We start from the raw sequence: 11,654 nt of genomic DNA on the forward strand, positions 1-11,654 counted from the left end.
CGGCCGCAAGGACCGTGCTCAAAGGCCGGACATATGGACGCAAGCGATCGAAAACGACGCAAAACAACCGTTGCAGGCAGGGCGCCGTCCACATATGGATCCTAGGGTCTCCGCGACGCAGCGGAGACCCTAGGATCCATGCCGTTGCAGTCGCCGAAGATTGCAACGGCGGTTGCGAGGCGAACCGGCACAGGCGTGCGAACCCTCCCGATTCTTTCGATCTTCGCAGTAGACTCAACCGCTCCAAGCGCGTTTCCTAGGCCTACCCCACGCCTCGGAGCACGGCCATGCACAACACCCGCCGAACGCTAATCGCCGTAAGCCTTTCCCTCACCCTGACCTTCGTACTCTTCCTCGCCCTTGCCGCCTCGCCGCAGCCGGCGAAGGGCGAGCACGGCATGGTGGTGACCGCCCAGCATCTTGCGTCTGGGGTCGGCGTCGAGGTGCTGAAGAGGGGCGGCAACGCGGTCGATGCCGCGGTCGCCGTCGGCTATGCGCTGGCCGTGGTCTATCCGACCGCCGGCAATATCGGCGGTGGCGGCTTCATGACCATCCGCTTCAAGGACGGCCGCTCGACCTTCCTCGATTTTCGCGAGCGCGCGCCGCTGGCCGCGACCAAAACCATGTATCTCGACAAGGACGGCAAGCCGGTAAAAGGCGCCAGTCTCGACGGCTATCTGGCGGTCGGCGTGCCGGGCTCGGTGGCTGGTTTCGAGATGGCGCGGGAGAAATACGGCACGCTGTCGCGGCAGGACTTGCTGGCGCCGGCCATCCGCTTTGCCAAGGAAGGCTTCGTGCTGGAGCAGGGCGATGCGGCCTCGCTCCAGGGCGGCGCGGAGCGGTTGGCAAGGGACCCAGCGGCGGCGGCCATTTTCCTCAAGCCGGACGGCAAGCCCTATGCTGTCGGCGAGCGCCTTGTTCAGCCCGATCTCGCGGCTTCGCTTGCCGCCATTTCCGAACGCGGGGCGGATGCCTTCTACAAAGGCGCGACCGCCGACGCCATCGTCAAGGCGAGTGGCGAGAAGGGCGGCATTCTGGCCAGGGCTGATTTCGAAAACTATGCGGTGCGCGAGCTCAAGCCGGTGACCTGCAATTATCGCGGCTACGAGATCATTTCCTCGCCGCCGCCGAGCTCCGGCGGCGTCATCATCTGCGAGATCCTCAACGTGCTTGAGTTCTATCCGTTGTCCTATCTCGGCGCCGGTTCGGCCGAGACGGTTCACGTCATGGTCGAGGCGATGCGCCACGCCTATGTCGACCGCAATTCGGCGCTCGGCGATCCCGGTTTCATCGACAATCCGGTCGCAAAACTGCTCGACAAGAATTACGCCAGGGAAATTCGCGAAAAGATCGATCCGTTCCGGGCCGGCGTCTCGCAGGAATTGATGCCGAAGGGTTTTGGCGAGAGCAACGAGACGACGCATTTTTCGATCATCGACAATGATGGCAATGCCGTCGCGGTAACCTACACGCTGAACGGCTCTTTCGGCGCCGGCGTTGTCGCCGCCGGCACCGGCATCCTGCTCAACAACGAGATGGACGATTTCACCCAGAAACCCGGCGTGCCCAATCTCTATGGCCTGGTCCAGGGCGAGGCGAATGCGATCGCGCCGAAAAAGACGCCGCTGTCCTCGATGAGCCCGACCATCCTCGCCAAAGACGGCAAGCCGTTCATGGTCATCGGCAGCCCCGGCGGTTCACGCATCATCACCATCACGCTGGAGGCGATCGTCAACGTCGTCGACCACGGTATGAACATCCAGGAGGCCATCGACGCACCGCGCATCCATCACCAATGGCTGCCTGACACGGTCTATATCGAACCTTTCGGCCTGTCGCCCGATACCGAAAAGCTGCTCACCGGCATGGGCTACCACCTCGATCTTGCCGACACGACCTGGGGCCAGGCGACCGGCATCCTGGTCGGCGGCAAGAGCCTGGCGGAAATCGAGAAGGGCGGCGGCGCCCGCTACAATGGCGCCATCGACAGCCGCGCCGCATCCGGCAAGGCTATCGGGTATTAGACCCCAAGAGTGGGAATCGGTTTTTCGGATAAGATCATGGTCAACAATTTCGCTCTGAATCAGGTGACCAGCGCGATCGTGGACGCTATCAGCATCAGCGCCGCGATGCCGACGAACAGGGCGTAGATGCGTGGCCGGTCGAGCAGAAGCGCATTGCCGGATATCCATGCCGCGGTGGCGCCACCAAGCGCGAAAAAGAAGGTGCTGCGGCGCCCGAAGCTCAAGCCGGCAGCCATCAGGCCACCGATGATCAGGGCGCCGAACACGATGATCACGGCGACTGCGTATTTCTCGAAATCGTTGCCGCCGGCGCTCGGGCCGATTGCGTTCAACCTCGACAGATCGTCCGGATCGAACGGGCTGGTCGACCCATATTCGTCTTGACCGACAGGCTCATGCATTATTCGTTCTCCGCAAACCGACAGCAAATCATCAAGCCTCGCCGAGCGCAACCGCTCGCCGAATGTGATCGGCACGGTGTTCAACACTTTCTGGCGGCGGCTTGCCAGAGATTTTTGAATTCGCGATTGGATCGCCGCCCCGCTGCGCGGCCTGGTCAAGCGCTTTGCCCGAGCTGAATCTTCATGCCGCCCTGGCCAAAGACTGCGTTGCCTGAACGGAAGCCCCAAGCACCGCCTGTGCGCTGTCTGCCTGCCTTTCATCGACATGCGCCAGCAGCAGGATCACACCTTGTGCGGCATCCGGCTTGCCTGGCAGCTTGCCGATATCGGACAATGCGCCGAAAAGTCTACCGGCAACGCAGCCCAAGACTGCACCGACGAGGACCGATGCCAGCCATCCCGCGCCGAGCGGATCGATGCCGGGGATATCGAAGGCGCCGAGGCCGGCCAACAAACCCGCCGCCGCGCCGAGGGCGGCACCGGTGCCTGGACCGCGCAAGACGGCGCCGATTTCGTCGTCGTAGGGTCCGATGATACTGATCTGGTGGCGCGCAATTCCTGCCGCCTGAAGTGCTTCGACGGCTCGCGCCGCCTGGTCATGGGAATCAAAAAGTCTGCTGATTGTTCGCATTGAAACTGCCTGTGAGGCCCCCGCCTCGACGGCACGGCGGGTTCCTGCTGAGCGACGACGCCGAGGAACCGCCTAACGCATACGTCGCCCGCCGCTCATTTACGGCCGGCGGGCGACGACTGCCCGAGCTTTCACGTCAATCGATGATCTTGACGATCTTGCGCGTGCCTGGGTCGACCACGACCGTGCGGTTGTCGACGACGACATAGCGGTACTTGACGTTGGGAACTTCATGAAGCTCGACGGTATCGGGGAGCGTCGAGCCGATATTGAGCTCCACCCCAGGGATTTTCACCGAGGCTAGCGGCTGCTTCTTCACGTACTCCTTGATGACCGTTTCCTGCTGCGGTTCGATGACAACGTCTTGCGCCGCAGCGGCGCCGATGCCTGCCAGCAGCAAAAATCCCGCCACCGCGGTGGAAAGATGCATTCTCATGGTCGTCTCCTTTGCGAACTCGGTCCGCTCTTCACGCCAAGGCTCACTCGAACGGAAGGCAGCTGAAAACGTTCCGTCGACGGGGCTTCGGTCCCGCCCGGCAGGGACCAACCGACGTGTTGCCGCAGGACCTAAGTCTGATCCTTGCGCGCAAAGGGTGGGTTTGCCGCGTGACCCGGAACCGTGGCGGCGCGTGGCCGTTGCTGGCTGCACGTTCCGGGAGGATTCCATGGAAAAGGTCGACGGTTGCTCGCACCGGTCCTGGCTGTTTCCATTCCGATCGAATCCGGCATCTGCGCAGCACTGTCCCTTCCTGCGCCGATAAGGGTTCGCGCGTCACTTTGTGGCGGGCGAACCCTCAAATTGCTGCGTGCACCAAAGTTGACCCCCTGAAGCGAAGAGAAGGGGCGAGGAGAGCGGAAATGGCGGATGACAAGAGCAAGCGAGACTTCAGCGACCGCAATCGCGTTTCGGCGGATGAATATTATGAGGTCGAATATTTCGCGCGGGAAAATGGTGTTTCGCCCAGCCAGGTGAGCAAGCTGATCAAAAGGACCGGCGGCGACCGGATGATCCTCTCGCAGGCGGTGAAGGCATTGCGCGAGCGGCGAAGCCAACGGTGAAAAGGCACTGATCGCGATCGGCCGAGATCCGGCCAGCTATCGACAACGTGCCCGGATGCCGCCGCTTCGGCCAAGCGCAATGCCCCGCCACTTCCTCGATTCCGATGAAGACGGAATTGTCTATTCCGACGATCAGGGAACGTTATATGACGATCTCCCGCTAGTCAGGAAAGAAGCCCTTCGCACACTGGCCGAGATGGCCAGGGATGGCCTTCCTCATCGCAGGATTGCAATCAAGGTCCGGGACGGCCGTGGCGGTCTGGTCCTTGAAGTGGCTTTGACCTTTGCCGTTGAAACGCGGCACTTCGACGAGCGGATTTTCCGGATCGACTTGCGCACGAACTGACGGCTCGATCATCATCGCGCCGACCATCAGATTTCTGGTGCAGCGGCATCTTCCCCTGGCGTGGAACATTAGAAATCTCTAATTGTTATCTTAAGCAGCGGGAACCTCCCAGGTTTCTGCTGCAGATCGGGTGCAACCCGATCGGCCCGCGCCCTCCGCCAGAGGCGCGGGCTTCGTTTGTTTAGCCGATGCGGAACGCCGTTCGGCAGCAGCATATTGGAGGCCTGCGGGAGCATTAGTAACATCTGTCGCTACCGCGGCGCCCTGGCGCCCAGGCAACGGAGCCCGTCGTCCGACAGGGCGGCGGGCTTTTTTGACGCGGGTCGGTCATCACGCAATCGATGGAATTCTGGCCGGCGCCGCTTCGTGTGGCATGGGGTAAGGTGCCCTGACGCAGCGCCGGCCAAGCGGAAATCAGGTCCGCCGCAGCCAGATTGTAGCCGCGCCGGCGCAGCAGGTAATTGCGTGATCGCGGAAGCCGCACCATTGCAGAGCCCTCCCAGCAGTTCGGTCTGCCCAGCGGCTGACCCGCGGCATTCATTCATTCTGACGATGCATCGGACGCCCCGACGGCGGAAATTGGACACCGCGCTCGCTCGCGACTATGGCGGCCGGCGGTATTCCCTGCAGATTTCGGATGAAAGGCCATTTTATCCTTGTCGCGCCTGGATTCTTATCAGATCGTGGCAAGGTTTGCCTTTACGGCCGCGTTTGCCGGCGTTCTGCTGTTCGCCCTTTTGCCGGAGCAAGTCCTGCGGGGCCTTGGCCTGGCTTTCACGTTTGATCACGACAAGCTCAATCACGCCGCCGCCTTCGTCGTCCTGGCGGCTCTCGGAAGTCTCGGCTGGCCGGAACGCAAGGCGAAGCTGATCGTACTCCTCGTTCTCACGGGTGCGGCGATCGAGGGGCTTCAGGCCGTGCGACTGATAGGGCGCGACCCGGATCTATTCGACTGGGTCGCCGACTGCGCGGGAATCGCGTGCGGACTGATGGTTGCAAGCTGGACAAGGCGGCTCGCCGGCGGATTGCCATAGCTCGAAAGCGCATAACGGAATCGGCGCGCCCGTGCCCCAATAAGGGGAAATTGGCCGGCGCCACTGGGGGGCGCGTTGGGGTAAGTTGCCTGATGGGGCGCCGGCCAGGCGGAAAAATTACGTCCGCCGCAAAGCAACATAGCAGGAACGGCAAAGCGCGGCAGTAGCGTGATCGCGGAAGGTCCGCGTTGGCGCCTCCGGTGCGGTGACCCGTTTTGGATCAACAAATCTGGCACCTGAATTGCACTGCAGGCAATGCCGGGAAATCCCGGCAATCGTCCCCGAATATGGGGCCTCGCCGCTTCGCAAATGGAGCGGCGGGCCTTTTTGCCGGACGTTGAAAAGTAGGCCGATCAGCGGCTTAGCCGATCACGGTGTGCTTAGCCCGATTTCCCCTGCCAAGTGCTTATTCTCACAAGAGAAATTCTAAAGCGCCCAAGCATCGGTGCTTGACACAGGTTTCGATAACTGGATAAGTGGATACACAGATACGCTCTGATCGGACCAGGGACATGGCAGCTGACGCAATCGAGCCGTTGGGCATCACGACCGCCGAGGAGGAGGCTTATCGCCACATTCAGCGGGCCCTGAGGATGGGGCGTTACCGGGCCGGGGACCGGCTGATCCCGGAAGAGATCGCGACGGAAATCGGCATGAGCCGCATGCCGGTTCGCGAAGCATTCCGCCAACTGGCCGCGGAAGGTCTTGTGGTCATTCGCCCGAACCGTGGCTGCATCGTCGCCGGGCTTACCCTCGATGAGATCTACGAAACCTTTGAAATACGCTCGGTGCTCGAAGGGCTGGCGGTGAGGCTTGCCATGCCGCACATCGATGCCGAAGTGCTTGAAGAACTGGAACGCCAGCTGGACCGCATGGAGCGCGCCAGCCAGACCGGCAGCAGCGACTGGGTCGTGCGCCATCAGGCCTTCCATTTGCAGATTTGCCAACTGAGCAACCGACCCAAGCTGGTCCGGCAGATTGCCAGCCTGCACGTCGTGATCGAACCCTACCTGCGCATCTGGTTCGACTATGTCGACAAGCCCGCCAGCGCGCGTGCCGAGCACGAGATCCTGATCGACGTGCTGCGGTCAGGTGACGCCGGCAAGGCTGAGATCGTCATGCGGGATCATATCGTCGAGACAGCGCCGCTTCTGGCCAACTTCGCAAGTCCCGGCCGCCGCTAGGGAATACCATCTAACTCGTTGAAGCCGAAAGATAATCCGGCACGACGAAAGGGAACTGCCGTACCGGCAAAAAAGAGGAGAATGACATGAAAATTAGCCGCATCGCAGCCATTGCGTCGGTCCTGTTCGGCCTGGTCCAGGCCGCCGTTGCACAAGAAACACCAAAGGCAATTACCATTGCCACCGAAGGAGCCTACGCGCCCTGGAATTTCACAACAGCCGACGGCAAGCTGGACGGCTTCGAAGTCGATCTCGCCAATGATCTGTGCGGGCGAATGAAGATCGAGTGCAAGATCGTCGCACAGGACTGGGACGGCATGATCCCCGCGCTGACCGTCGGCAAGTTCGACGTGATCATGGCGAGCATGTTCATCACTGAAAAACGTCTGAAGGTCATTGATTTTACCCAGCCATATGCGGTTGACCCCTCAGGTTTCGCGGTCGCCAAGGATAGCGAACTGGGCAAGCTCGGCATTTCCAACGAGCGGTTCAAGCTGGACAATGAAGCCACTTCGCAGGCGGCAATCGACAAGCTCAAGCCATTGCTGAAGGGAAAGATCATTGGAGTTCAGGCTGCAACGGCGAACCTGGAATTCCTGAAAAAATACTTCTCGGACGTCGCCGAGATTCGCGAATACAAGACCACCGAGCAACACGATCTCGATCTTGCCGCGGGTCGCATCGACGCGCTCTTCGCGCAACAGACAGCGCTGGCCGCCACGCTGAGCAAGCCGGAGTTCAGCGACTATACGCTTGCAGGACCAGGATTTGTCGGGGGCCTCTTCGGTCTTGGCTCCGGGGCCGGCATCCGCAAAGAGGACACCAAGCTGAAAGACATGCTCAACGGCGCCATCGACGCCGCGACCGCCGACGGCACGATCAAAACCCTGTCACTTAAATGGCTCAAGAGCGACGTCACTCCAGTCAAGTAAGCGCTTGCCGGCGAACGGCCATTCCTGACCACGTTCCGGAGCTGAGCCGTTCGTCCTGCCGGGGCATCAATGCCGGGGGTATCAATGGTTGACGCATTCCGGCTGCTTGGTTTCCAGCACGGAGGTTGGGGGGCTGCTCTTCTCATGGCGGCCTCGGTCACAGTGCTCCTGTCTGTGCTGGGCTTTGCGCTTGGCGCTGTAGTTGGCGGTCTGGCAGCGGCCGGGCGTCTCCGCAACTCCAAAATATTGAGGTTCTTGGCCCTTGGCTATTGCACGGTTTTCAGGGGCGTGCCCGACCTTCTGACCATTTATCTGCTTTACTATGGAGGTAGCGTCGCCCTGACCTCGCTTGGTCATAGCCTAGGCGGGTCCGGATTCGTCGGCGTTCCGGCCTTTGCCACCGGAACCTTGGCTATCGCGATCATCTCGGGCGCCTATCAAGCCGAGGTCTATCGAGGGGCTTACGTCGCCATCGACCAGGGACAGCACGATGCCGCTTGCGCGCTTGGTCTCAACCGGCTGCAGCGGCTGCGACAGGTTATTTTTCCCCAGCTCCTGAGACACGCGCTGCCAGGTCTCGGCAATGTGTGGCAGTTGGTTCTGAAGGACTCGTCGCTAATATCGGTAATCGGCCTCGTTGAACTGATGCGCCAGGCGCAGATCGCTGCAGGTTCGACCCGTGAACCGTTCATCTTCTACATTGCTGCAGCCTTGCTCTATCTGGCTATCGCTTCCGTCACGGGCCACGCCTTTTACCGTCTGGAACGGAAGGCGCCGTGGCGCGTCCGGTCGGCATGATAGATTTCAGTTTTTTCCTCGAAATCCTGCCGAAGCTACTCGCCGGCCTGCCGCTCACGGTGGAACTGGCCCTGACTTCCATCGTTGCCGGCTTCGTTCTTGCCGTCACATTGGCGCTTGCCCAGCAATCGGAATCGCCCTTCGTCGTCTTGCCGATCCGTGGCTTCGTTGCCGTGTTCAGGGGCACGCCTCTGCTGGTGCAGATTTTTCTGACCTATTATGGCCTTGGTCAGTTCCGGCACCAACTGTCGGCAATTGGATTATGGACCGTTTTCCGCGAACCCTACTGGTGCGCAATCATCGCGCTGACCCTCAACACCACCGCCTATGGCAGCGAAATCCTCCGCGGCGCGATTCAATCGGTGCCACGCGGCTTTGTCGAGGCGGCGCGGTCTGTCGGCCTGTCCACCTGTTTGACCTATCGGCACGTTATCCTGCCGCTGGCCTTTCGCCAGGCGCTGCCGAGTTACGGCAATGAAATCATCCTGATGATCAAGGGCACGTCTCTGGCTTCCATCGTGACCTTGATGGAGGTGACTGGAATTGCCCAGGGATTGATCTCCCAGACCTACCGCGCCTTTGAAGTCTTCATTTGCGCGGGCGCCATTTATCTCGCTTTGAACTTCGCGATCATCCGTGCCTTGGCGGCACTCGAATACTGGATGTCGCGGCATCTGCGGCACCGCCGCTCGACGATGAGCGACGCCGCCTCTTGAGCACGACCAGAAGGGCATAGCATGCGAAATTTTGAGAAACCAACGCGCTCGGTCGTCGTTTCACGCGAGGCCATGGCCGCCACTTCTCATCCGTCGGCGACCCTGACGGCGGTCGAGATCATGGCAGCCGGCGGCAACGCCATGGATGCCGCCATCGCAGCCTGCGCGGTGCAATGTGTCGTCGAGCCAGCCTCGACCGGCATTGGAGGCGACTGCTTCGCTCTTCTGTCGCGAAACGGATCCGGCGAGGTCATCGCCTACAACGGGTCGGGCAGGACACCCGCCGCCCTGACAATTGACTGGTTCCTCGAACGTGGCATGGCCGAGGTGGCCCGCAATTCTCCCGGCTCCGTCACCATCCCGGGAGCCATCGATGCCTGGACCAGATTGCACGCTGATCATGGACATATGCCCTTCGATCAAATCCTGGCCCCCGCTATACGTTTCGCCGAGGAAGGCTACGCCATTTCACCGCGGGTCCATCGTGACTGGGCGTTGGAAGAAGAACTTCTGGCCTCCGATGTAGCCGCGAAACGGATTTTCCTGCCAAACGGCCGCGCGCCACGTATTGGCGAAGTGCATCGCCAGCCTGAGTTGGCTGCAACGCTGCGGCTGATCGCCAAGAAGGGACGAGAGGCCTTCTATACTGGCCCTGTGGCCGACGACATGGTCGCCTATCTTCGTGGGCTCGGCGGATTGCACACACTTGAAGATTTCGCCTCGGCAACAGGCGAATACGTGACCCCGATCAGCACGGCGTTCCGAGGCTGCGATGTGTTCGAATGTCCGCCGAATGGCCAGGGTGTGATCGCGCTGCTCATTCTAAACATCCTCTCGCGCTTCGAAGCGCACGGCGACCCGCAATCCGCGGACCGGCTTCACCTGGAAATCGAAGCAACACGCCTCGCTTACGCCGCGCGTGACCTGCTCGTCGCCGATCCCGACACTTCCGAGGTCCCGGTGGCCGACATGTTGTCGAATGCCTGGGCCGATCGTCTGGCCGGCATGATTGACCTAAAGCGCGCCCGCGCGGACCTGCCGGCGTTCGATATGCCGCTGCACAGCGACACGGTCTATATTTCCGTTGTCGATAAGGACCGCAATGCGGTCAGTTTCATCAACTCGGTCTTCGACAGCTTTGGCTCGGGTCTGGTCTCGCCACGCTCCGGTGTCGTCTTGCACAATCGCGGGCAAAGCTTTTCGCTTGACCCCAGGCACCCCAATGCAGTGGCGCCGAACAAGCGACCTTTGCATACTATCATACCCGGGATGCTTGCGAGAGACGGCCGGGCAGAAATGCCTTTCGGCGTTATGGGCGGCTACTACCAGGCAATGGGCCACGCGCACCTGCTGACGAAGGTGCTCGATTTCGGGATGGATCTGCAGGAGGCGATTGATCTGCCGCGGGTCGCCCCCGTCAGCGGCACCATGAACGTCCAGGCCGAACACGGGCTCGCTGGCGAAACCGTAGCTGAACTTAGCCGACGCGGTTTCGAAATCATTCCCGCCACGGACCCGATCGGCGGTGCGCAGGCCATTCGCATCGATTGGGCAAACGGGACCCTGCTGGGCGGTTCTGAACCGCGCAAGGACGGCTGCGCCCTCGGTCTGTAGAGCGGTTATGGCCAGAGCGGGATGCAAGATGCCGAAGATGCTCTCCATTGACATTTGGCCGAGCAGGAGCCGCTGGCGCCATGGTCCCGATAATTCTTGCACGCCATCGACAATCCGATCGGCGCGAGGTTGTCACCCATGTCTTAGGTACAAACTGTTACCCATGTCTCCGAGCTGTAGGCGGAACTTGAGTTCTGCATCGTTGCTCCCGAAAACATTGCGAAATTTTCTCGGGTGGAACGACCTTTCTGCATCAGTGCGAACATAAGTTCCGCAAGTGGCGGTCTCGTAAGCCTGGACCTCGCCGCCGTCAATGTTGAAATGGGCGAACATACGCGAAGAGCGCTCCAATCATGTCGCAAAGTTCATTTTTGCGTCGGAGCAGCGCGAATCTAACCGGACCCTCAGCAGAAGTTGAGATACTGTTCTCAATGGTGCTGAGCTCGGCACGCCACTCTGCAATCATCACGTCATATTGCTTAACCGCATCTCTTTCACTGGGGGAAAGAACGTTAAGTTTGGCAGGATCAATCGAGCAACGAAATCTCGCCAGTGGATCGGCTGTATTCGGAGTCGACGGGACATACGAGTACGACATGGTACACCTTTAATTTAGAATTGATGGGAAGTTCGCCGACCCCGTCGGAAGACTTGCTGGAATTGTCTCGTACAACAGGGCCGCTGTCAAATTTTTTCGGACGGCGGCTCACGTTATAGTCGTCGTCGCTTCTGAAGATAAGATGGCGTGCTTTAGCGAGGTTAGGCAACACTAAGGTCAAAACTCAAACAGCTGGCTGCCGCCAATGGCCGAGATGGGTGGATAGTGTTGAAGAAGTCGGCGATGAAGCCGTGGATCCACTCGCACCGAAGCGTCTTGATTAAGGTCGACGCGACCTCCTCGCCTTAAGTGGCTCG

Annotated in this window: 12 protein-coding genes; 9 read left to right on the forward strand and 3 right to left on the reverse strand. The window is 60.6% G+C overall.

What is annotated here, in order from left to right:
- Window positions 1–287: 287 nt before the first annotated feature.
- Window positions 288–2,024 carry a gamma-glutamyltransferase gene (gene ggt / locus NKI08_RS33965; RefSeq protein ID WP_352775772.1) on the forward strand — a complete coding sequence of 579 codons (1,737 nt, stop codon included), beginning with the start codon at window positions 288–290 and terminating at the stop codon, window positions 2,022–2,024.
- Window positions 2,025–2,083: 59 nt separating this feature from the next.
- Here ggt (NKI08_RS33965) and NKI08_RS33970 read toward each other — a convergent pair whose 3' ends face one another.
- The 3 genes from NKI08_RS33970 to NKI08_RS33980 form a co-directional block, all read right to left on the reverse strand.
- Entirely contained in the window at window positions 2,084–2,425 is a 342-nt protein-coding gene (locus NKI08_RS33970; protein ID WP_352775775.1) for a hypothetical protein, read from the reverse strand.
- Between the two features lie 181 nt (window positions 2,426–2,606).
- Window positions 2,607–3,056, reverse strand: coding sequence for a hypothetical protein (locus tag NKI08_RS33975; RefSeq protein WP_352775778.1), 450 nt, complete (start codon window positions 3,054–3,056; stop codon window positions 2,607–2,609).
- A gap of 136 nt (window positions 3,057–3,192) precedes the next feature.
- On the reverse strand, window positions 3,193–3,492 hold the full coding sequence (locus tag NKI08_RS33980; protein ID WP_352775780.1) for a DUF1236 domain-containing protein: 300 nt from the start codon (window positions 3,490–3,492) through the stop codon (window positions 3,193–3,195).
- A gap of 422 nt (window positions 3,493–3,914) precedes the next feature.
- Here NKI08_RS33980 and NKI08_RS33985 point away from each other — a divergent pair, with 422 nt between their 5' ends.
- From NKI08_RS33985 to ggt (NKI08_RS34020), 8 genes are all read left to right on the forward strand, one after another.
- Entirely contained in the window at window positions 3,915–4,115 is a 201-nt protein-coding gene (locus NKI08_RS33985; protein WP_352775783.1) for a DUF3606 domain-containing protein, read from the forward strand.
- 79 nt (window positions 4,116–4,194) lie between these two features.
- The gene (locus tag NKI08_RS34845) at window positions 4,195–4,461 is read left to right on the forward strand and encodes a DUF6894 family protein (protein WP_502899703.1); all 267 of its coding nucleotides are present in this window, start codon (window positions 4,195–4,197) and stop codon (window positions 4,459–4,461) included.
- 683 nt (window positions 4,462–5,144) lie between these two features.
- Entirely contained in the window at window positions 5,145–5,495 is a 351-nt protein-coding gene (locus NKI08_RS33995; protein WP_352775789.1) for a VanZ family protein, read from the forward strand.
- Between the two features lie 536 nt (window positions 5,496–6,031).
- A complete protein-coding gene (locus NKI08_RS34000; protein WP_352683191.1) occupies window positions 6,032–6,679 on the forward strand; it encodes a GntR family transcriptional regulator in 648 nt (215 codons plus the stop codon).
- Window positions 6,680–6,765: 86 nt separating this feature from the next.
- A complete protein-coding gene (locus NKI08_RS34005) occupies window positions 6,766–7,611 on the forward strand; it encodes a transporter substrate-binding domain-containing protein (RefSeq protein ID WP_352470146.1) in 846 nt (281 codons plus the stop codon).
- Between the two features lie 84 nt (window positions 7,612–7,695).
- On the forward strand, window positions 7,696–8,409 hold the full coding sequence (locus tag NKI08_RS34010) for an ABC transporter permease (RefSeq protein ID WP_352775793.1): 714 nt from the start codon (window positions 7,696–7,698) through the stop codon (window positions 8,407–8,409).
- On the forward strand, window positions 8,406–9,125 hold the full coding sequence (locus NKI08_RS34015) for an ABC transporter permease (RefSeq protein WP_352775799.1): 720 nt from the start codon (window positions 8,406–8,408) through the stop codon (window positions 9,123–9,125). The genes NKI08_RS34010 and NKI08_RS34015 overlap by 4 nt, the downstream gene beginning before the upstream one ends.
- 21 nt (window positions 9,126–9,146) lie before the next feature.
- On the forward strand, window positions 9,147–10,739 hold the full coding sequence (gene ggt, locus NKI08_RS34020) for a gamma-glutamyltransferase (RefSeq protein ID WP_352775796.1): 1,593 nt from the start codon (window positions 9,147–9,149) through the stop codon (window positions 10,737–10,739).
- Window positions 10,740–11,654 lie beyond the last annotated feature (915 nt).

Source organism: Mesorhizobium sp. M0768, from assembly GCF_040320195.1.
Lineage (GTDB): Bacteria > Pseudomonadota > Alphaproteobacteria > Rhizobiales > Rhizobiaceae > Mesorhizobium.

Excerpts from the sequence above, each read along its gene's own strand:
- NKI08_RS34015 (WP_352775799.1), top strand. The coding sequence starts at position 8,406 with ATGATAGATTTCAGTTTTTTCCTCGAAATCCTGCCGAAGCTACTCGCC.
- NKI08_RS33975 (WP_352775778.1), bottom strand. The coding sequence starts at position 3,056 with ATGCGAACAATCAGCAGACTTTTTGATTCCCATGACCAGGCGGCGCGA.
- NKI08_RS34010 (WP_352775793.1), top strand. The coding sequence starts at position 7,696 with ATGGTTGACGCATTCCGGCTGCTTGGTTTCCAGCACGGAGGTTGGGGG.
- ggt (WP_352775796.1), top strand. The coding sequence starts at position 9,147 with ATGCGAAATTTTGAGAAACCAACGCGCTCGGTCGTCGTTTCACGCGAG.
- ggt (WP_352775772.1), top strand. The coding sequence starts at position 288 with ATGCACAACACCCGCCGAACGCTAATCGCCGTAAGCCTTTCCCTCACC.
- NKI08_RS33970 (WP_352775775.1), bottom strand. The coding sequence starts at position 2,425 with ATGCATGAGCCTGTCGGTCAAGACGAATATGGGTCGACCAGCCCGTTC.
- NKI08_RS34005 (WP_352470146.1), top strand. The coding sequence starts at position 6,766 with ATGAAAATTAGCCGCATCGCAGCCATTGCGTCGGTCCTGTTCGGCCTG.
- NKI08_RS34845 (WP_502899703.1), top strand. The coding sequence starts at position 4,195 with ATGCCCCGCCACTTCCTCGATTCCGATGAAGACGGAATTGTCTATTCC.
- NKI08_RS33985 (WP_352775783.1), top strand. The coding sequence starts at position 3,915 with ATGGCGGATGACAAGAGCAAGCGAGACTTCAGCGACCGCAATCGCGTT.
- NKI08_RS33980 (WP_352775780.1), bottom strand. The coding sequence starts at position 3,492 with ATGAGAATGCATCTTTCCACCGCGGTGGCGGGATTTTTGCTGCTGGCA.